General features: G+C 73.5%; 19 protein-coding genes and 1 pseudogene. 8 read left to right on the top strand and 12 right to left on the bottom strand.

Translation table 11 applies throughout. From position 1 onward, the window contains the following. Window positions 1-47: 47 nt before the first annotated feature. Window positions 48-314, bottom strand: a complete 267-nt coding sequence (locus tag ACFV6I_RS00710) for an MBL fold metallo-hydrolase RNA specificity domain-containing protein (RefSeq protein ID WP_063345864.1) — start codon at window positions 312-314, stop codon at window positions 48-50. 248 nt (window positions 315-562) lie between these two features. Here ACFV6I_RS00710 and ACFV6I_RS00705 point away from each other — a divergent pair, with 248 nt between their 5' ends. Then, the gene (locus tag ACFV6I_RS00705) at window positions 563-1240 is read left to right on the top strand and encodes a response regulator transcription factor (RefSeq protein WP_063345863.1); all 678 of its coding nucleotides are present in this window, start codon (window positions 563-565) and stop codon (window positions 1238-1240) included. Window positions 1241-1347: 107 nt separating this feature from the next. After that, window positions 1348-2331: an Acg family FMN-binding oxidoreductase gene (locus tag ACFV6I_RS00700; protein ID WP_380423141.1), complete on the top strand. Its 984-nt coding sequence runs from the start codon at window positions 1348-1350 to the stop codon at window positions 2329-2331. Here the strand turns inward: ACFV6I_RS00700 and ACFV6I_RS00695 are convergent. Beyond that, window positions 2328-4013 (bottom strand): GAF domain-containing sensor histidine kinase, encoded by a 1686-nt coding sequence (locus ACFV6I_RS00695; RefSeq protein WP_380423140.1) that lies wholly within the window; start codon window positions 4011-4013, stop codon window positions 2328-2330. The genes ACFV6I_RS00700 and ACFV6I_RS00695 overlap by 4 nt on opposite strands. Before the next feature lie 225 nt (window positions 4014-4238). On the opposite strand from ACFV6I_RS00695, the gene ACFV6I_RS00690 reads away from it, so the two are divergent. Further along, window positions 4239-4487 (top strand): hypothetical protein, encoded by a 249-nt coding sequence (locus ACFV6I_RS00690; RefSeq protein WP_380423139.1) that lies wholly within the window; start codon window positions 4239-4241, stop codon window positions 4485-4487. Window positions 4488-4511: 24 nt separating this feature from the next. Further along, on the top strand, window positions 4512-5168 hold the full coding sequence (locus ACFV6I_RS00685) for a helix-turn-helix domain-containing protein (RefSeq protein ID WP_380423138.1): 657 nt from the start codon (window positions 4512-4514) through the stop codon (window positions 5166-5168). 285 nt (window positions 5169-5453) lie between these two features. Here the strand turns inward: ACFV6I_RS00685 and ACFV6I_RS00680 are convergent. After that, a pseudogene (locus ACFV6I_RS00680) lies at window positions 5454-5741 on the bottom strand (FAD-dependent oxidoreductase); the annotation flags it as partial. Here ACFV6I_RS00680 and ACFV6I_RS00675 point away from each other — a divergent pair. Then, on the top strand, window positions 5650-5889 hold the full coding sequence (locus tag ACFV6I_RS00675) for a TetR/AcrR family transcriptional regulator C-terminal domain-containing protein (protein ID WP_063345857.1): 240 nt from the start codon (window positions 5650-5652) through the stop codon (window positions 5887-5889). The pseudogene ACFV6I_RS00680 and the gene ACFV6I_RS00675 overlap by 92 nt on opposite strands. 570 nt (window positions 5890-6459) lie before the next feature. Here the strand turns inward: ACFV6I_RS00675 and ACFV6I_RS00670 are convergent. From ACFV6I_RS00670 to ACFV6I_RS00655, 4 genes are all read right to left on the bottom strand, one after another. Then, window positions 6460-6930, bottom strand: a complete 471-nt coding sequence (locus ACFV6I_RS00670) for an SRPBCC family protein (protein WP_380423137.1) — start codon at window positions 6928-6930, stop codon at window positions 6460-6462. Between the two features lie 28 nt (window positions 6931-6958). Continuing rightward, window positions 6959-9274 carry a condensation domain-containing protein gene (locus ACFV6I_RS00665; RefSeq protein ID WP_380423136.1) on the bottom strand — a complete coding sequence of 772 codons (2316 nt, stop codon included), beginning with the start codon at window positions 9272-9274 and terminating at the stop codon, window positions 6959-6961. A 62-nt stretch (window positions 9275-9336) separates the two neighbouring features. Beyond that, entirely contained in the window at window positions 9337-10125 is a 789-nt protein-coding gene (locus tag ACFV6I_RS00660; protein WP_063345853.1) for an SDR family NAD(P)-dependent oxidoreductase, read from the bottom strand. Between the two features lie 91 nt (window positions 10126-10216). Next, complete coding sequence (locus ACFV6I_RS00655) at window positions 10217-11035, bottom strand: BTAD domain-containing putative transcriptional regulator (protein ID WP_380423135.1); 819 nt, start codon at window positions 11033-11035, stop codon at window positions 10217-10219. A 310-nt stretch (window positions 11036-11345) separates the two neighbouring features. Here ACFV6I_RS00655 and ACFV6I_RS00650 point away from each other — a divergent pair, with 310 nt between their 5' ends. Further along, entirely contained in the window at window positions 11346-11873 is a 528-nt protein-coding gene (locus ACFV6I_RS00650; protein WP_063345851.1) for an NUDIX hydrolase family protein, read from the top strand. A 54-nt stretch (window positions 11874-11927) separates the two neighbouring features. Here the strand turns inward: ACFV6I_RS00650 and ACFV6I_RS00645 are convergent, their stop codons facing one another. The 5 genes from ACFV6I_RS00645 to ACFV6I_RS00625 form a co-directional block, all read right to left on the bottom strand. Further along, on the bottom strand, window positions 11928-13649 hold the full coding sequence (locus tag ACFV6I_RS00645; RefSeq protein ID WP_380423173.1) for an ABC transporter ATP-binding protein: 1722 nt from the start codon (window positions 13647-13649) through the stop codon (window positions 11928-11930). 11 nt (window positions 13650-13660) lie between these two features. Next, window positions 13661-14650, bottom strand: a complete 990-nt coding sequence (locus ACFV6I_RS00640) for an ABC transporter permease (RefSeq protein ID WP_063345850.1) — start codon at window positions 14648-14650, stop codon at window positions 13661-13663. Continuing rightward, on the bottom strand, window positions 14647-15723 hold the full coding sequence (locus ACFV6I_RS00635; protein ID WP_380423134.1) for an ABC transporter permease: 1077 nt from the start codon (window positions 15721-15723) through the stop codon (window positions 14647-14649). Before ACFV6I_RS00635 ends, ACFV6I_RS00640 begins: the two co-directional genes overlap by 4 nt. A gap of 32 nt (window positions 15724-15755) precedes the next feature. Further along, the gene (locus ACFV6I_RS00630; protein ID WP_380423133.1) at window positions 15756-17474 is read right to left on the bottom strand and encodes an ABC transporter substrate-binding protein; all 1719 of its coding nucleotides are present in this window, start codon (window positions 17472-17474) and stop codon (window positions 15756-15758) included. 144 nt (window positions 17475-17618) lie between these two features. Then, the gene (locus tag ACFV6I_RS00625) at window positions 17619-17711 is read right to left on the bottom strand and encodes an Ms4533A family Cys-rich leader peptide (RefSeq protein WP_317620150.1); all 93 of its coding nucleotides are present in this window, start codon (window positions 17709-17711) and stop codon (window positions 17619-17621) included. 350 nt (window positions 17712-18061) lie between these two features. Here ACFV6I_RS00625 and ACFV6I_RS00620 point away from each other — a divergent pair, with 350 nt between their 5' ends. Beyond that, window positions 18062-19099: a dihydroxyacetone kinase subunit DhaK gene (locus ACFV6I_RS00620; RefSeq protein WP_063345848.1), complete on the top strand. Its 1038-nt coding sequence runs from the start codon at window positions 18062-18064 to the stop codon at window positions 19097-19099. Then, window positions 19096-19598: DAK2 domain-containing protein (locus ACFV6I_RS00615; RefSeq protein ID WP_380423132.1), on the top strand; the 503-nt coding region annotated here is incomplete at its 3' end. The genes ACFV6I_RS00620 and ACFV6I_RS00615, both read left to right, overlap by 4 nt.

Raw genomic sequence — 19598 nt, 5'->3', positions numbered from 1 at the left:
GCACCTCCGCACCGCGTCGATCTGCCCCGCCCTTCAGGCTGTGCCGCTCACCGGATCAGCACCCGTTCGCCCGAGCGCGGCACCACGGCGGTCCAGCCGAGCTCGCGGTCGATGCGGTCGCGCAGCGCCTCCGAGCCCTCCGGCTCGCCGTGGACGAGGTAGACCGTGCTGGGTGGCGGCGCCGGGCGCAGCCACTCGATGAAGGACGGGATGACGACGGTGCCGCCCCGGGCGAGGGTGCGCTCCAGTGCCTGGGAGAACCACTCGCGGGCGGCCGTCTCGTCGTGGTGCCGGTGGCCGTAGGTGGACTCCATCAGCAGGACGTCGGCGCCGGTGAAGGGCTCGGGCGGGCGTAGGAGCGGGATCCTGCCGCAGCCGTTCTCGCCTTCGCGCGGAAGACCGCCACGAACTGGGACGTCCCACTGAGGGTCGTCTACGCGTGGACGCCGCCCGCGCCTGGTGCCCGATCGCTGTCGTTCCGCGTGACTGACACGGGTGCGCCAGGTGGCGCGGACGCGCAGAATCGGTGGAGTCACCGCCCGCGCACCCCAGGGAGCAGGCCATGGACACGCCCCAGCCCGTCCGGGTGTTCCTACTCGACGACCACGAGGTCGTCCGGCGCGGCGTCCGCGACCTCCTGGAGGCCGAGCCGGACCTCGCAGTCGTCGGCGAGGCCGGCAGCTGCGCCCAAGCCCTCGCCCGGGTGCCGGCGCTGCGCCCGGACGTCGCCGTGCTCGACGTACGGCTCCCGGACGGCGACGGCGTCACCGTCTGCCGCGAACTCCGGGACCGGATGCCCGACCTGGTCTGCCTGATGCTGACGTCCTTCGATGACGACGACGCCCTGCTCGACGCGATCATGGCTGGAGCGGCCGGCTACGTACTGAAACAGGTCAAGGGCGCCGACCTGGTCAGCGCGGTGCGTACGGTGGCCTCGGGCCAGTCCATGCTCGACCCGGCCACCACCCACCAGCTGATGGAGAGCCTGCGCCACCACCAGGAGAGCGGGACCGACGCGGCCCTCGCCGGGCTCACGCCCCGCGAACGAGAGATCCTCGCCCTCGTCGGGGAGGGCAAGACCAACCGCCAGATCGGCCAGGAGCTCTACCTGGCCGAGAAGACCGTGAAGAACCACGTCTCGCGCCTGCTCGCCAAGCTGGGGGTCGAGCGCCGCCTCCAGGCCGCTGTTCTCGCCGCCCACGCCGAGCCGCCCGAGCAGCATCACCAGCGTCCGCACTGAGGTTCCGGTGCCCGGGTGGGCCAGGAGATTGAGCCGAACGGCCCAAGTGCCGCCCCGGGCCCCGGCCGCACGGTGGAGTTGGAACCCGCCCACCCACGGAGGCGGTCATGACCACCCTCGCCCTCGATGTCGCCGCACTGGAGAAGCTCGTCTCCGCAGCGGTCGCCGCACCCTCGATCCACAACAGCCAGCCCTGGCGCTTCCGCCTCCAGCCGGCCACCTCGACCCTGGAGGTCCGGGCCGACCGGAGTCGGGCCGTCCCCGCCGCCGATCCGCAGGGTCGGGCCCTGTACATCTCGGTCGGCGCGGCCGTCCTCAACCTGCGGGTCGCTGCCCGGCACCTCGGCTGGGCACCCGAGGTGCGCCTGCTGCCCGATCCGGCCGAGCCGGATCTGCTCGCCGCCGTCCGGTTGGACGCCCCGTCCGCCGCGCCCGTCCCGGGCACCGAGCGACTGTACGAGGCGATCTGGCACCGACACTCCATCCGTACGCCGTTCACCGGCGAACCCGTCCCGCCGGCCGTCCTCGACGAACTGGCCACCGCCGCCCGGTCCGAGGACGCCATGCTCCACCTGCCCGACCTCGCGGAGACCACCCGGCTGCTCCACCTCACCGCCGAGGCCGAGCGCCGCAACATCACCGACGAGGCCCAGCGCGCCGAGAGCCGCAGCTGGATCCGTACGGGCGACGCACCGCCCTACGGCATCCCGGTCGGCGCACTCGGCCCGCAGGACCTCGCCGGCCACCTGCCGATGCGCGACTTCACCGCGATCCGCGCCTCCGAGCACCAGGCCCCCGCCTTCTTCGAACGCGAGCCGTGCATCGCCGTCCTGACAACCGGGCACGACACCCCCGAGGACTGGCTGCGAGCCGGCCTCGCCCTGGAACACGTCCTGCTCGCCGCCACCGTCCACGGCGTCCGAGCCTCCCTGCTGCACCAGGCCATGGAGTGGCCCTACCTGCGCCGGGAAGCCCGCGACCCCCACCGGCGTCCTGGCTACGTCCAGATCCTGATCCGCCTCGGCTACGGCCCTGAGGGGCCCTCGACGCCTCGGCTGGAGGCCGGTGACGTGTTGGACCCGGAGCCTTAGGACTGCGCGAGGGGCACTCTCCACACCAGACCGGTGCCGCCTTCAGGACGGGAACAGGCGGTGAAGGTGCCGCCCAGCGAGGTGGCGCGGTCGGCGAGATTGGTGAGCCCGCTGCGGCGACCGTTTTCGGGAAGGCCTACTCCGTCGTCGGTGACCACGATCGTCAGCTCCTGGTCGGCGTCCACCGAGATCTCCACGGCGCCCGCCCGGGAGTGACGGGCGGCGTTGGACAGGGCCTCCTCCAGGACCGCGACGGCGGCGTCCGCGATCTCGGTGGGGACGACGACGTCGAGCAAGCCGCTCATCCTCAGAGCGGGGGCGAAACCGAGGGCGCGGGCAGCGCGTTCGACGACGTCGACGAGCCGGGCACGCAGCCCGCTCGCTGCCGGGCCGCTCTGGCGCAGACGCAGGCCGAAGATGGTGGCCCGGATGGTCCTCGCGGTCTCGTCCAGGTCGTCGATGGCCCGCAGGACACGGTCGGTCGCCTCGGGGTGCTCGATGAAGCGGGTGGCGCCCTGGAGGGTCATGCCGGTGGCGAAGAGGCGTTGGATGGCCAGGTCATGCAGGTCTCGGGCGATTCGGTCGCGTTCCTGCAACAACGCGATCTGCTCGGAGTCGCGGCGCCGCTCGGCGAGTTCCATCGCGACCGCGGCCTGGGCGGCGAAGCCCAGCAGCGGCCCGGACTCGCCTTCGTCGAACAGCGCTGCGCCGGCCGCCCGGGCCAGCAGCAACACACCCCTGATCCCGCGCTCGGCCGTGCCGACCGGCACCGCCACCGCCGGGCCCAGTCCCCTCCAACGCGGTGGTCCGGCGGTGATCCGAGGATCCTTCTGGACATCGGGACTCACCACGAGGCCGCCGGTGCGGAAGGCCGCGCCCATGAACGTGCCCTCGACCGGCAGCACCAGACCGCGGTGTGCCCGGTCGCCGAGGCCGATGGCGATCCGCACCTCCAACTCCCCGACATCCGGCCGCGGCACAGCCACGACGGCGAGATCCGCGCCGGCGATCTCGGCGGCCCGGGCGAGCAGCAGGTCCAGCACCTCCTGCTCCCCGCTGCCCGACAGCAGGCTGCTGGTGACCTCCGCACTCGCCTCCAACCAGCGTTGCCGCCGGCGTGCCCGGGCATAGAGGCGGGCATTGTCGATGGCCACACCGGCGGCGACGGCGAGGGTGGCGAGCACCGACTCGTCCTCGGCGTCGAAATCGCCGCCGCCACGCTTCTCGGTCAGGTAGAGGTTGCCGAACACCTTGCCCCGGATCCGGATCGGCACCCCCAGGAAGGACCGCATCGGTGGGTGGTTGGCCGGAAAACCGTAAGAGGCCGGGTGGTCCGCGATACGGGAGAGCCGCAGCGCTTCAGGGCGGCGGATCAGCTCGCCGAGGATGCCGTGCCCGGACGGTAGCGAGCCGATCAGCTTGACCTGGTCGTCCGTGACCCCGACCGGGATGAACTGGGACAGCCGCTGGTCCTCGCCGATCACACCGAGCGCGCCGTACTCGGCGTCCACCAGGGTGACCGCCGCCTCCACGATGTGCTGCAGGGCCTCGGTCAGCTCCAGGTCGCGCCCGACCGCCAGCACCGCCTCCAACAGGCTGTGCACCCGGTCGCGGGTACCGCGGGCGGCGTCCAACCGGGCCTGGAGCTCCTCCAGGAGCTCGTCCAGCCGTAGCTTCGGCACGGGGTCGGGACTCTCCGACGCACTGCTCAAGGGATCCTCCGTGGCTCGCCCTCGGTGCCCACTGACCAGCGTAGGCGCGCCGGCTGCGGCGCGTCAGGCGCAAGGGGGCCCATCGGCCCAGTGGGAGCACCCCACCGGACCCCTGGCGGCGGGTACGACCGCGGGGAACGCTGGGAGAACGAGCGGAAGCGCCCGGCTCCGCCCTCCGAGAGGAGTGACCGCAGCATGAAAGCGCTCACCTACCACGGACCCGACCGTCGCACCTGGGGCAACGTTCCCGACCCGGCCGTTCGAGCCCCGGACGACGCCGTTGTGAGGGTGGACGCGGTCACCATCTGCGGCACCGACCTGCACCTGGACGTGGGTGGCCTGGTCACCCACCGCTTCGGCCTCGACGAGATGCAGGACGCCTACGACGTCTTCGCCGACGCCGCCGACACCGGGGCGCTCAAGGTCGCGCTCTTCCGGACGTGACCTCCCATGTACGGAGGAGTTGAAATGATGACCAGTCGTACCGACCCGGGCGACATCGCCCGCCGGATCGTCCAGCGGTGCGACCAACTCGGCATGAGTGAACGGATGCTCGCCCACCGGGCCGCCATGTCGCCCTCCTATCTGCGGCAACTCCTGCAATCGGGGCCGGAGTTCGACCCACCCGGGCTCGTCCGGATCGCCGCCGTGCTCGGGATGGCCTGGCCGGAGCTGCTCTCGGGCCGGCGCCCCGACGCCCCACCGGGGCAGGACGACGCCGATCCGCGCCCCCTGCTGCTCCATCTGACCGAGCCGCAGTGCTGGGAGTTGCTCGGTACCCACGGTGTCGGCCGGATCGGCCTGCCCGGCGCCACGGCCCCCGTCGTGCTCCCGGTCAACTACGTGGTGGACGCCAGGACGATCGCCTACCGTACAGCTCCCCGAGGCGCCGCCGCCCCGAAGGACGGCGCACCCGTCTCGTTCGAGGTGGACCACATCGACGACCATCGGAGCCGTGGCTGGAGCGTCCTCATCCTCGGCGAGGCCCATCACGCCGACACTCCGGACGAGGAGCAGCGGCTCTCGACCCTCCCGGGCGCCACCCCGTGGGCCGGCGGTTCCCGCCCGCTGTGGGTGCGCGTCCAGCCGGTCGGCGTCACCGGCCGCCGGATCGGCACCGGGTGAACGTGCCCCTGTACAGGGCGCGTTGACGTATGCAGAACAGAAGGCGGCACGGCGGCAGCGGATCGGGCCGCAGTCCGAGCCGTTCGAGCAGGTGGGGCGGGGCATCGGCGATGATGCGTCGGCAGACACGGTCTTCCACTCGGGTCACGGGACGTGGAGAAGTCCATGATCTTGGAAGCTGTGCCTGCTTCCGATCCCAGAGCCACCTGCCCCACGGGCCGTCACGAACCTGACGCCAGGCGGCTACGCCGAAGCTCTGGGTTGCCTCGTCGTATTCGCTTGCAGTCAGGCAGGTTGGAAGAATGCGAACATTTTCTGGCTGGCATCCGGCGACGCCAGCATCTCCTGCATGTCCGCGGACTGTCGGCCGACAGCGCCGGTGCGGTCGAACATCTCGCGTTCGTACTCCTCGACGGCGGCGGGGTGGTCGTCCGGGTGGGCGGCCAGTGCGAGGCCGAGCAGGGCGCCGTCGAGCATCGCCATGTTGGCGCCCTGCCCTACCGGGGGCATCAGGTGGGCGGCGTCGCCCAGGAGGGTGACGCCTGGGGTCGAGGGCCAGGTCAGGCCGACCGGGCCGTACCTGGAGCGCACCTTCGCCACGGGCCGATTCCCCGCGCTGGCCACGGTCGTCCGCGACGGTCCTCACCTGGACGCCGATCAGACCTTCCGGACCGGCCTCGACTTCCTCCTCGACGGCATCGAAGCCCGCATCTCAAGCTGACACGCGGCTGAGGGACCGGACGAGCGCCACCCGTGGCACCAGGTTGGCGCTGACGCATTGCGACGACGCAACCTCATCAATGCGCCTGATCAATGCGCCTGGAAATTGGGCGGATCACTATGAACCGGGCGCCGAGCGACTACACCGAAGCCTGGGTCTTGCGCGGCGTTGGTGCTGGCCCAGGCTTGTTGGGTGGTGTGGATTTCCTACTTGTGGGCTGAACTGGGCGGCTGGGCATGAATCGGGTGGCGATGATCATGCGGCGGAGTTTGGTGACCATGTCGCACAGTGAGGGGTCCTCCTGTTTGGTCCGGGTGATGTCCAGAGTTGCGGCGATGCTCTTTCTGGCGTGAGCGGACGCGGGCTGTGGCGGCTCATCGAGCTGCGATCGTGGCCAGATGCTGGTGAAGTCGTCGGGCGTCGTGGCTGCTGCCGATCCTGTCGGCGTAGGAGGCAGACCCGACGCCACTGGCCGGGCCCGGCACCAAACGCCGGCGGAGCACGAGCGCGTCACGGTCGACGCCGACCCGTGCGGGTACGTCCGCCGGCAGGACCGGCTCTGGTGGGACGTCAGGTCGTAGCCGCCGCCCCCGGCTCCAGCAGCTGATCCAGCACCCGGCCGAAGACCAGGCGCCCGGCGCGGGCCACGAGCGGGTCGAGCAGCGCGGGCAGGCGCGCGACCCGGAGTTCCTCCGTCCAGGTCACCTCGGACCAGGCGGCCTCCCCGGTGTCCTGGCCGGGGGCCCGCACGCGCAGTTCGGCCCAGCCGAGCACCAGTCGGCCCCGCTTCTCCAGCCGGCACAGCCCGTCGCGCCCGGCCTCGGGGGTGGTCAGGCCGACGATCTCCATCGGGTCGTCGAACCGGAACGGCCCGATGGCCGTCCGGGCCAGGATGGCGTCCCCCGCCCGCCCGCCGCCGCCCCGCACCACGGTGACCCGGGTGAACGGCACCCGGTCCCCGTGCCGGGGCCAGGCGGTCAGCCGCTCCCAGCAGACGGCCGGGGGCAGGGGCGAACGGCGGGTCAGGACGAAGCGGGCCATGCCTCACGGTACGACCGCCAGCGGCGCGTCACGGCGGGGGCGGGCCGGCGAGGAGGGGGGCCAGGGCGAACAGGTCGGACGGGGCGGCGTCGTCGGGGAGCAGGACGACCAGCGGGGGGCGGGCCGGTGGGCCGAGCCGGGCGACCTCGTAGGCGGTGACGCCGCTGCCGTGCGCGGCGACCAGGGCGACCGGGGCCGGGGACTCCAGCAGCGGGGCGAGGACCGGGCGGTAGGCGGCCGGTGACGGCGGGCCGGCGGCCGGGCGGAGCACGCCGAGGGCCTGCGGGCCCGGCCAGCCGCGTGCGGTGCCGGGGTAGCGGGTGTGCGGGGCGTCGGGTGGGGGCAGCAGTAGTACCCAGCCCGCGCCTGGGCGGGCGGCCCGGCGCAGCACCTCCAGCCGGACGGCCGGGCCGTCCGGCGGCGCGTCCGGGGCGTCCGGGCCCGGCGGGTGGTCGGCGGGCCCGCCGGGTCGGGGCGCCGGGTGTCCGGCGAGGGTGGAGCGCAGCACTTCGGAGGTGCTGAGGCCGCTCGGCAGGTCGGGGAAGGTGCGCAGCAGGTGGGCGCTCTGGCTGAGGAGTTCGACGGCGTCCCGGTCGGCCAGCAGGGCGCGGTCGTGGGTGGTGGTGAGGACGAGTCCGCCGGTGGCGTCGTAGTGGGCGGCGAGGGTGATCGGGTACGAGGTGAAGGTGCCGGTCGGCACGGGGTTCTCCACGTGGATGCCGTGCGCGGCCAGGTCGGTCTCCAGCCGCAGGTGGTGCGGGGCGGTCGGCTGGTGTTCCAGGACGACCAGGCTGTGCGGCCGCTGCCCGCGCGGGGTGGCGCTCCAGCGGTGGGCCTGTCCGGGCGAGATCCACTCGTAGGCGGCGAGGTCGAGCACGTCGTCGCGCAGGGCGGCGAGCAGTTGCGGCACCGTCGTGCTCGGGTGGACCCGGACGGAGATCGGCAGCGGGTTGCGCAGCGCGCCGGGCAGTCGGTCGATGCCGTCCAGCGGGATGCCCCGCCCGGAGACCGTCACGGCGAAGCCGACCCGTACCGCCCGGGCCGGTGGGCGCTGCTCGTGGGACTGTGCCGCGCGGTAGAGCAGCAGCGCCCAGGCGGCCTGGAGGGCGCTGCTCTCGCCCGCCCCCCAGGTGGCCGCCCAGCCGCGCAGCCGGACCGCCTCGTACGGGGTGAGCCGGCGCCGGGCGCGTCCGCTGCCGTGCCGGGCCGGGTCGGGGGCGAGCGGGAGGACGGCGCTGGCGGCGGTCCGGGTGGCCCAGAACTGCCGGGCGGCGTCGCTTTCCTGGGCGTCGAGCCAGTGGGCGTGGTCGCGGACGTCGGGGCGGCGCTCGCCGCCGGGCAGGACGCCGCCGGTCAGGTAGGCGCGGTAGAAGGCCTGGAGGAGCAGCCGCACGCTCCAGCCGTCGAGCATCGCGTGGTGGTAGGTGAGCAGGACCCGGGTGACCGGCCCGTCGTCCTGGTCCTGCGGCCCGGAGTCGAGCAGGGTGGCGCGCAGCAGAGCGGGTCGGCGCAGGTCGAAGCCGCGGTGCCGGTCGGCTTCCAGGAGGTCGTCCCAGCCGATCGCGCCGTGCGGGTGCCGGGTGACGTCGGGGACGGCGCGTTCGTGCAGCACCATCCAGGGGTCGCCGGCGGTGTCGTCCCAGTCGAAGGCGGCGCGCAGCACCGTCTCGTGGTCGAACACGGACTGCCAGGCGGCGGTGAACCGGTCGGTGTCCAGCGGCCCGTGCCAGTTCCAGGACAGCTGTTCGACGTGTCGCCCGCCGTGGTCGGCGCGCCCGATGACCTGGCGCAGCATCTCCCGTTGCAGCGCGCTGGTCGGCACCGTGACGGGCTCCGGCGGGTGCGCCAGTGCCTCCCGCAGCCGTTCCACGAGTTCGGCGGCGCGCGCGGACGGTGCGGCGGCGATGCCGACGAACAGGCGCCGGAGGCCGTCCCGGCGGTCCTCGACCAGGACGGCGCGCAGCCGCGCTCCGGCGGCGAGGGCGCGTCCGAGGTCGGCCAGGACCCGGTCGAGTCCGTCGGGGCCGTCCACCGTGCGCTCCCAGAGCGCGTCCGCCCGGTCCTGGGGCGCGGGACCGGCCGCGTCGACGGCGCGCAGGGCGGCGCGCAGCACGTCGGCCTCGTACGTCTGCTGCAGTTCGACCAGCAGGAACTCCGGGGGCCGGCCGGCCCCGCGCGGCTGTGGCGGTCGCCACCGGCGGGTGGCGGTGCGGGCCAGCGCGGCGTTGACCGCGCCGGTGTCGAGCCGTCTCGGCGGGCGGGCGGCGGGCAGGCAGGGCTCGGGCGACGGGGCGCCGGCCACCAGCAGGGTGACGGGTGCGCTGGAGAAGTGACGGTTCGTCATCGCTGATCAGCGGGCACCGGAGCCCGGTTCCTTCCCGTGGGCCGGCCAGGGTTGCGCCGGGGTTACTGGGTGGCGAGGCCGCCGCAGACGTTCAGTGCCTGGGCGGTGATGCTGGCGGCGGTCGGGGAGGTGAGGTAGCCGGCCAGCGAGGCGACCTCCTCCGGGGTGGTGTAGCGGCCGAGCGGGATGTGCGTCTGGAAGTGCTGGTGGATGGTCTCGGGGGTGGTGTTGTAGGCGGTGGCGTACTCGTGGTGGATCCGGGTGGTGTGCGGGGTGTTCACGTAGCCCGGGCAGATGGCGTTGACGGTGGTGCCGGTCGGGGCCAGTTCCTTGGCGAGTGCCCGGGTGAAGCCGATCACGGCGTGCTTGCTCGCGGTGTACGGGGCGCCGAGGGTGACGGCCTGCTTCCCGGCGGTGGAGGCGATGTTGATGATCCGCGGGTGTGCGGTGCCGGTGAGGTGGCCGTGTTTGAGGGTCTCCCGGGTGACGAGGAAGACGGCGTTGAGGTTGGTGTCGATGACGTCGTACCAGAGGTCGTCCGTGGTGGTGGCGATCGGCCCGCCGCCGGTGCGGCCGGCGTTGTTGACCAGCACGGTGATCGGACCGTGCTCGGCCACCACGTGCCGGATCAGCGCGCTGACCTGGGTGGGGTCGCGTACGTCGCAGGTGGTGCCGTCGGCCTGGTGGCCCTCGCCGCGCAGGGTGGCCAGCGCCTCGGTGATGTGCGGGCCGGTGCGGGCGCAGATGAAGAGGCGGTGGCCGCGGCTGCCGAGCTCGCGGGCGATGGCGAGGCCGATCCCGCGGGTGCCGCCGGTGATCAGGGCGAGGGGTTGCTCGGGTGCGGTGGTCATGGCGGGTCCTGGGGGTGAGGGCGGGCTGGGAGCTCGGGCCGGTGGTGGGTGGTCGATGGTCGGGGGTCGGTGGGGTGGTCGGGGCGGGAGCTCAGGCCGGGTAGAGGTTGTAGGTGGTCGGGTGGGCCGTGGTCGGGGTGTTGAGGGCGGGGTCGAGGGTGAGGATCGCGTGGTGCACGTGTTGCAGGTGCGGGGAGGGCTGGATGCCGAGCTCGGTGGTGAGGCGGTGCCGCAGGTGGTGGTAGGTGGCGAGGGCGGTGGTCTGCCGGCCGGCCCGGTAGAGCGCGACCATGGCCTGGGCGTGCAGGCCCTCGTGGTGCGGGTGCTGGTGGGTGAGGTGGGTGAGTTCGGGGATGAGCTCGTTGTGCCGGCCGAGCCGCAGGTCGGTGTCGATGCGGCGTTCCAGGGTGATCAGGCGGCTCTCCTCCAGGCGCATGATCTCGATGGCGAGAATCGGTCCGGGCCGCACGTCGACCAGGGCCGGGCCGTGCCAGAGGGCGAGGGCCTGCCGGAAGTGGGTGGCGGCCTGGTGGTCGTGGCCGTGGTTGAAGGCGTGCTGCCCCTGGGTGGTGAGCAGGCTGTAGGTGTGGACGTCGAGGTTGTCCGGGTGGGTGGTGAGCTGGTAGCCGCCGTGCCGGGTGGTCAGGATGTCCTTGGCGGTGATGTGCGGGGTCGGCCCGAGGCCGTGGGTGATCCGGCGGCGCAGTTGCAGGATGTACGTCTGCATGGTGGTGAGCGCCTGTCTGGGCGGGTCGTCGCCCCAGATCTCCTCGATCAGGGTGGCGGTGGGCAGGATGCGGTTCGGGTAGAGCGCGAGGAGGGCCAGGATCTGGCGCTGCTTGGCGGCGGTGGGGACGACGGAGATGCCGTTGAGGTCGGCGGTGAGGGGGCCGAGGACCTTGAGGTGCATGGCGGTTCTCCTCTCGGGCGCGGAGCGTCCGCTCGGGTGGGCGTCATTCGGCTGCTTGTTCGGGTCGACGGAATGGTGGGGCGGACGCGTCGCACCCTAGTTGGGCCGAGGGGCGGGGGCCGGATTCCTCAAGTGCCCGTCGAGCGCGGTTCCGGGCGCTCTGGTGGGGCCTCCGGGCAGAGCGGTGCGGCAGAGCGGTGCGGCAGAGCGGTGCGGCGGGTCGGCGCGGCGGGCCGGCGCTCGACGGTGTGACGGGCGGGGCGCCCGGCGCGGACGGGGCCCGGGAACGTACGATCGGCGAATGGCTGACATGACGGAAACCACGCCAGGCTGGCTCGCCCCCGAGGAGCTGGAGACCACCCGCGCCAAGATGCCGATCCTGTACGTCGAGGCCGTGCCGGTCCGCGTCGACGACGCCGGCGAGGTCACCCAGGTCGGTCTCCTGCTGCGGATCGGACCGGACGGGACGGTCAGCCGCACGCTGGTCTCCGGCCGGGTGCTGCACCACGAGCGGATCCGCGACGCCCTGCTGCGGCACCTGGAGAAGGACCTCGGCCCGGTGGCGCTGCCCCGGATCCCCGCTTCGCTGCAACCGTTCACGGTCGCCGAGTACTTCCCGACCCTGGGGATCACCGAGTTCCACGACCCGCGCCAGCACGCGGTGTCGCTGGCGTACGTCGTGCCGGTGGTCGGCGACTGCCGGCCGCGCCAGGACGCGCTCGACCTGGTCTGGTTCAGCCCGCAGGAGGCCGCCTCCCCGCTGGTGCAGCAGGACATGCCCGGCGGTCAGGGGGCGCTGCTCAAGCGGGCCCTGGCGCACGTCGGCTGCCTGAGCTGAGCACTCCGGCCGGGGCCCGCACCGGTGAGGTGCGGGCCCCGGTCAGGGAGCCGGTCAGGCCCCGGCGGATGCCAGCCGGGCGGTGCGCCGGGCGGTCGCCTCGACGGGGTCCAGCACCGGCACGGCCGCCAGCAGGCCCTTGGTGTACGCGTGCTGGGGGGAGTCGTACACGGCGTCGGCGTCGCCCTGCTCGACGATCCGCCCGGCCCGCATCACCGCGACCCGGTCGCTCACCTGTCGGACCACGGCCAGGTCGTGGGCGATGAAGACCAGCGCGAGGCCGAGGTCGCGCTGCAACTCGCCCAGCAACGCGACCACCTGGGCCTGGGTGGTGACGTCCAGTGCCGAGACCGGCTCGTCGCAGACGATCAGTCGCGGCTGCGGCGCGAGCGCCCGCGCGATGCCGACCCGCTGGCGCTGTCCGCCGGAGAACTCGTGCGGGTAGCGGTGGTACCAGTCGGCGTCGAGGCCCACGCGTTCGAGGAGCTCGCCGACCCGGGCGCGGATGCGGCGCTCGTCGCTCTCACCGGCGATGCGCAGCGGGTCGGCGATGGACTCCCCGATGCTGCGGCGCGGGTTGAGCGAGGACACCGGGTCCTGGAAGACCATCTGCAACTCCCGCCGGAGCGGGCGCAGTTCCTTCTCCCCGAGCGCTCCGATGTCCCGGCCGCGGTAGTGGAGCCGGCCGCCGGTCGGCTCCAGCAGCCGGACCAGCGTCCGCCCGAGCGTGGTCTTGCCGGAGCCGGACTCGCCGACGATGCCCAGCGTCTCGCCCGCGCGCACGGTGAGCGAGACGCCGTCCACGGCGGCCACGGGGGCCGCGCGCCGGGTGAGGCCGCCGCGGGTGGCGAACTCCCGGCGCAGGTCGGTGGCTTCGAGCAGGACGTCGCCGTCGGTGCGCCCGGCGGCTCCGTCGGCGGCGGCGCCTCCGGCAGGCCCGGCAGGCCCGGTGTGTGCAGCGCCCGGAGCGCCAGGAGCGCCCGGAGCGTCGACCCGGGGCACCGCCGACAGCAGCGCGCGGGTGTACGGCTCGCGCGGCGCGCCCAGCACCTCGGTGACCGGGCCGTGTTCCACCGCCCGGCCGTCCTTCATCACCAGCACCCGGTCGACGCTCCCGGCGACCACCCCCAGGTCGTGGGTGACCAGGACCAGCCCGGCCCCGGTCTCGGCCCGCAACTCGTGCAGCAGGTCGAGGATCTGGGCCTGGACGGTGACGTCCAGCGCGGTCGTGGGCTCGTCGGCGACCAGCAGCCGCGGCTCGCAGGCCAGCGCCATCGCGATCAGCACCCGCTGGCGCATGCCGCCGCTGAACTCGTGCGGACGCGACCGCGAGCGACGCGCCGGATCGGGGATGCCGACGCGGCCGAGCACCTCGACGGCCCGGGCCCTGGCGGCCCGGCGGGAGACGGCCCGGTGGACGCGTACGACCTCGGCGATCTGGTCGCCCACCGCGTAGTACGGGTCGAGGGCGGAGAGCGGGTCTTGGAACACCATGGCCGCCAACCCGCCGCGCAGCCGCCGCAGTTCGTCGCCCTCGGCGGTGACGGCGTCGACGCCGGCGACCCGGACGGAGCCGCCGACCCGGGCGCCGGTGCCGCGGTGCAGGCCGAGCAGTCCGTAGGCGACGGTGCTCTTGCCGGACCCGGACTCGCCGACGATGCCGAGCGCCTGCCCGGCCTCCAGGGTGAAGCCCACGCCGTCGACGGCGCGTACGTGCCCGTCGCCGACCGGGAAGTCGACGACCAGATCCCGGACGTCGACCAGGGGGGAAACCAGGGGTTCGGCGCTCACGTCAGGACCACCCTTCGATCGGTCACCGCGTAGAGCACGTCCGCGACGACGTTGGCGAGGACCACGGCGAACCCGGTGACGAGGGTGAGGCCGACGACGGTCGGCAGGTCGATCAGGCTGACCGAGCTGACCAGCAGCTTGCCGAGCCCCGGGAGCCCGAACAGTGACTCCGTCAGCACGGCGGACCCGAACATCGTCCCGAGGTCCATGGCGGTGAGCGCGATCACCGGGGTGAGCGCGCCGCGCAGCGCGTGCCTGGTCACCAGGCGCCGCTCGCTGACGCCGTACGCCCGGAAGGTCCGGATGTGGTCGTCGGCGAGGGTCTCCAGCATGGACGAGCGGGTCAGCCGGGCGTACTTGGCGGACTCGATGAGCGCGAGCGAGACCCAGGGCAGCAGCAGGCCCCAGAACCACTGCTGCGGGTCCTCGGTGAGCGGTACGTAGCTCGGGAACGGCAGCCACTGGAGCTGGGCGCACAGGACGATGAGCAGCACCAGGCCGATGACGAAGACCGGGATGGAGTTGCCGGCCAGCGTCAGCGCGGTCAGCAGCCGCTCGCTGAGCCGGCCCCGGCGCAGCGCGGAGAGCAGTCCGGTGCCGACCCCGAGGGCCAGCCAGAGCACCATCGCGCCGAGTGCCAGCGAGGCCGTCACCGGGAGCCGGGCGGCGATCATGTCGGTGACCTGCTCGCCGCTGCGGTAGGAGACGCCCAGGCACGGCGCCGGGCAGTGCAGCAGGCCCGTTCCGGCGCTGAAGTCGCGGCCGGCCACGACGCCCTGGAGGAAGTGGGCGTACTGGAGGTAGACCGGTGCGTCGAGGCCGAGCCGTTCGCGCACCTGGAGGACCTGGGCGGGGCTGCACTTCTCGCCGCAGGCCAGCTGGGCGGGGTCGCCGGGGGCGATGTAGAAGACCGCGTAGACGATCAGCGAGATGGCGAGCAGGACGCCGACCATGCCGATGGCCCTGCGGAACAGGAAGCGGGTCATGCGGTGGCCTCCTCGGCGGCGGCGGCCGACGGGCCGGGGCGGGCGGAGTCCGACGAGCCGCTGCCCGACGATGCGGAGCCTGACGAGCCGCTGCCCGACGAGCCGGCGCCGCGCGCCGTTCCGACCCGCAGCCGGGAGGCCGCGCGGGGGTCGAGCTCGGTGCGGACGGCGTCGCCGAGCACGGTGAAGGCGAGCACCGTGGCGAACAGCAGCGCGGACGGGAGCAGCACGTACATCGGGTCGGCGCGGAACCAGGTGGTCGCGCCGGAGAGCATCTGGCCCCACGACGAGGTCGGCGGCTTGACGCCCACGCCGAGGAAGGACAGCCCGGCCTCGGCGATCACGTTGGACGGCAGCAGCACCGCGGCGTAGGTGATGACGGGCGCGGCCAGGGACGGCAGCAGCTCCCGGCGGGCGATCCGCCAGCGGGTGGCGCCGGCGAGCCGGGCCGCGGCCACGTAGTCGAGCTGGCGGAGGCTGAGCGTCTGCGCCCGGACCAGCCGGGCGGTGCCGGCCCAGCCGAGCAGCCCGATGACCAGGGTCAGCAGGAGCGGGCGGGGGAAGTCGGAGGGCACGACCGCCATCAGCGAGATGGCGAAGACCAGCGAGGGCAGCGCGAGCATCACCTCGGTGGTGTTGCCGATCAGCTGGTCGAGCAGCCGGCTGCCGAGGCCCGCGGCGAGGCCGAGCAGGACGCCGATGGTGACCTGGACGAGGGTGGCGCCGACGGCGACGAGCAGCGAGATCCGGGCGCCGTGGACCAGTCGGGCGAACACGTCGCGCCCGGTGCCGGGTTCGACGCCGAGCCAGTGCTCGGCGCTGACGCCGCCGAAGGAGCCGGTGGGCACTCCGCCGGCCGCCGAGTCGAGCAGGTCGTTGTGGTAGCTGGTGGGGTCCTGGCCCTCGATCGCGCTGAGCAGCGGTGCCGCTGCCGCTATCAGGGCGAGCAGGGCGATGACGAGGCCGGCGGCGAGGACGGCGCGCCGCGCGAGCAGCCGCCGCCACACCGTCCGGCCCCCGGCGGCCGGGGAGGCCGCGAGGGCCTCCCCGGCCTGGGGTTCCTGTGGAGCCATGGTTGTCTGACCGATCCGTCCGATCCCGCCCGCTACTTGACCGCGACCTGGGAGATGTCGAGCACGCCGGTCCAGTCGCTGATGACGATGTTGCGGACGTCCTTGCCCGACAGGCGCTTGTAGACGGGGTGGAACAGCGGGACGGTGAGGGCCTGGTCGCCGATCCGCTTGTCCAGGGCGCCCCAGCGCTTGGCGGCCTCGGCGTGGTCGGTGATCTTGTTGATCTGGTCGATCTCGTCGTTCACCGACGGGTCGTCCAGCTGCGCGGAGTTGAAGTTGTAGCCGTCGGTGACGATCTGCCGGCCGTCGAAGATCGGCGCGAGGAAGGGGCCGCCGGAGGGCCAGTCGGCGCCCCAGCCGGAGAGGAAGAGGCCGGGTTCGGTGCTGACGGTGTGGATCGTCTTGGAGTACCTGGTGGAGTCCAGGGCGTCGAGCTGGACGGTGATCCCGGCCGCCTTCAGGCCGTCCTGGACGGCGGTGGCCAGGTTCGGGCCGTAGCCCTTGCCCGATTCGGTGGAGTGGGTCAGCGTGATGGTCAGGCCGTCCGGGTAGCCGGCCTCCTTCAGCAGCTCCTTGGCCTTCTCCGCGTTGCCGGTGGCGCCGGCCGGGAACGGGTCGTAGGGCGTGTACCCGAAGGTCTCCTGGGTGGGCAGGTAGGTGGTGGCGGCCTCGGCGAGCGAGGAGCCGCCGGCGGCGTTGACGACCGAGGTGCGGTTGAGCGCGTAGGCGACGGCCTGCCGGACCTTGGGGTTGTCGAAGGGCTTGACCTTGGGGTTGAACGCCAGGTAGTTGACGTAGCCGAAGTGGCCGGTGCCGACGCGGGCGGCGAGGGCCTTGTCGTCCTTCACCTGGGCGAGCTCGGAGGGGCCGAGGTTGGTGTCGGTGGTGACGGCGGCCGCGTCGGCGCCGGTGCCGGCGGAGAGCCGCTGGTTGATCACCGCCGGGTCGAGCCCGGACTGCACGTCGACGGTGTCCGGGTACGCCTTGCGCTGGTCGTCGTTGGCCGCGGACCAGTTGGGGTTGCGCTTGAGGACGAGGTGCGCGCCGTCGTTCTCGTTCTTGACGACCTGGTAGGGGCCGGAGGAGACGGGGTGCTCCTGGTACTTCGTCCCGGTGTCCTTGGCCTTCGGGACGGGGGCGAACTGCGTCTGGGTGGCCAGGTACGGGAAGTCGCCCTCGGGCTTGTTGAGGCGGAAGGTGATGGTCTTCTCGTCCGGGGTCTCGATCGCGTCCAGAGCGCGGCCGTCCTTGTACGGGCCCTGGTAGTCGGCGGCGCCGACCAGCCAGTCCCTCAGGAATGGCGCCCCGCCGGAGAGTTCGAGGGCGAATGACCTTTCGATGCCGTACTTGATATCGGCGGTGGTGATCGCCGAGCCGTCCTCGTACTTCAGGCCGTCCTTGAGGTGGTACGTCCACACCGTCGCGCCCTCCGAGGGGGTGCCGGTGTCGGTGGCGAGGTCGGGGACGACCTTGGTGCCGGCCGCGCCGTCGGCCCGGTTGCGGGTGGTGAGGGTGCGGAAGACCAGGGAGGGCACGTTGCCGCCGCCGGAGGTGTAGAGCCGTGCGGGGTCGAACTGGTCCTGCGGGTTCTGGTTGAGGACGGTGAGGGTGCCGCCCTGCTGCGGTGCGGCGTCCTTGCCGGTGCTTCCACCGCCGTCGCCCTTCGGTCCGCACGCCGCGACTCCGACGGCCAGGGCGACGGTGACGGTCGCCGCGGCGAGGCGGCGGGGGGTGAAGGTGGTTCGAGACATCGGAAAGGGGGCCTTTCGCTACCGATGGTGTACGGAGGAAGGCGGGCGACAGTGAGGCCGTGAGGAGAGTGAGCGGCACCGCGCCCGCAGGGAGGGGCGACGTCCCGGGGCGGCGATCACCGCTACGCGTCGGGACAGGAGGATTCAGCGACAGAGATTGTCGGAAACGCAGTGCGCGGCCACGCCGATCAGCGCCAGCTCGATGGCGGCGCACTCGATCGGGTGACGGTCAGACATGCCGAGAAGACTGTATGACTTTAAGCGGAATGTCAAAACTCCGGATACCATCCGGCCGCCACCGGAACTCCGGGAACGGATTACGGCCCGGACACCGGGAGACCGTACGGAAGCGGGGGGAAACCCGGGCCCGGGCCCGCCGGACCGGCGGGCGCGACATCACCCGAGTGGGTGCCGCGCCCCTGCGAAGCGCCGGCGCCCCGAAGGCCCCGAACCGCCCGCCGGGCGGCCGTCCCGGGCCCTCGCGCACTTCCGTCTGCGGGTTGCCGCGCGCGGGCGCCTGCCCAAGCATGGGTGAACGTGATCGGCGATCGCGCGCAGCGCGGCCGCCCTACCGAGCGGAGCCGGACGTGGCCCCTTACCTCGAAACCGATCAGGACGCCCTGGTGGCGAGCGCACTCGCCGGATTCGCCCGGGCCCACCCATCGCTCGTCGTCCACGACCCCGACCTCGGATTCGTCCGCGCCCGTGACCGGGCCCCCGGGCGCCGGGTCGGACTGCTCTCCGGCGGCGGCTCCGGGCACGAGCCCCTGCACGTCGGATTCGTCGGCCGGGGCATGCTCGACGCCGCCTGCCCGGGCCGGATCTTCGCCTCACCGCACAACCGGCAGATCTTCGAGGCCTCGCGCGCGGTCGCCGGCGAGGACGGCGTCCTGCACATCGTGAAGAACTACACCGGCGACCGGATCAACTTCGGCATCGCGGCCGAACGGCTGCACCGCCAGGGCATACCGTGCGCCAGGGTCCTGGTGGACGACGACCTCGCCTCCGAGTCCGAGTCCGTCGCCGCCGGCCGGCGCGGGACGGCGGCCACCGTCCTGGTGCAGAAGATCCTCGGAGCGGCCGCCGACCTCGGGCTCGGACTGGCGGAACTCTCCTTGCTGGGAGCCGAGTTGGCCGGGCGCTGCCGCAGCATCGCGGTGGCCGGCGCCGCACACACCTCCCCGGCCACCGGCCGGCCGGCCTTCGAGGTGTCGGACCGGACGGTCGAGTTCGGCGTCGGCATCCACGGCGAACGGGCCGAACTCTCCCTGGAGTGCGAACCGCTGGCCGTCCTGGTGGGCCGGATGGCGCTACGCCTGCTGGAGGCGCTGCGCCCGGCCCGCGCCCCCCTCGTCGCGCTGGTCAACGGGCTGGGCGCGACCACCGGCCTGGAGCTGTACGCGGTCCTGTACGAACTGGCCGCCGTCCTGGACGCCGGCGGGCGCCGCCTGGCGCGCAGCCTGGTCGGCGACTACGTCACCGCCCTCGACATGCGGGGGTTCTCGATCACCCTGCTCGCCGCCGACGAACAGACGCTCGCGCTGCTCGACGCCCCCGCGTACACGGCGGCCTGGCCGGTCGCGCAATCGGCGCCGGCCCCCGGTCACCAGGAGGTCAGGAGATGACGGGCACGAAGGCCTTCGACGGCGTCTTCACGGCGGGCTGGATGCGACGGTTCGCCGAGACCGTCGCGGTCACCGAGGAGGAGCTCACCCGGCTCGACCAGGCCGCCGGGGACGGCGACTTCGGCGTCAACCTGCTCACCGGCGTGCGGTGCGCCCTGGCCGCGCTGGACCGGCTGCCGCCGGGGCGCCAGGCCGCGGCGGTACCGCTGGGCGCGGCGGCGGGCGCGTTCCTGGACGAGGTCGGCGGGACGAGCGGGCCGCTGTTCGGCCTGGTGCTCCAGGAGCTGGCGGCGGCCGTCGGCGCCGGCCCGCTGACCGGCCCGGCCCTCGCCCGGGGAGTGACGGCGGCGCTGGAGGCCGTCCAGCGGGTGGGGGAGGCGGGGGCGGGGGGGGAGACGCCGCGGGGGCCCCCCCGCCCCCCCCCCCCGCCCCCCCCCCCCCGGCCCCCCCCCCCCCCCCCCCCCCCCCGCCCCCGCCCCCCCCCCCCCCCCCCCGCCCC

It is taken from the genome of Kitasatospora sp. NPDC059803, from assembly GCF_042732255.1.
Classification (GTDB): domain Bacteria; phylum Actinomycetota; class Actinomycetes; order Streptomycetales; family Streptomycetaceae; genus Kitasatospora.
The sequence above is the reverse complement of the archived record's forward strand: the minus strand, read 5'-3'. Positions and strand labels throughout refer to the sequence as shown.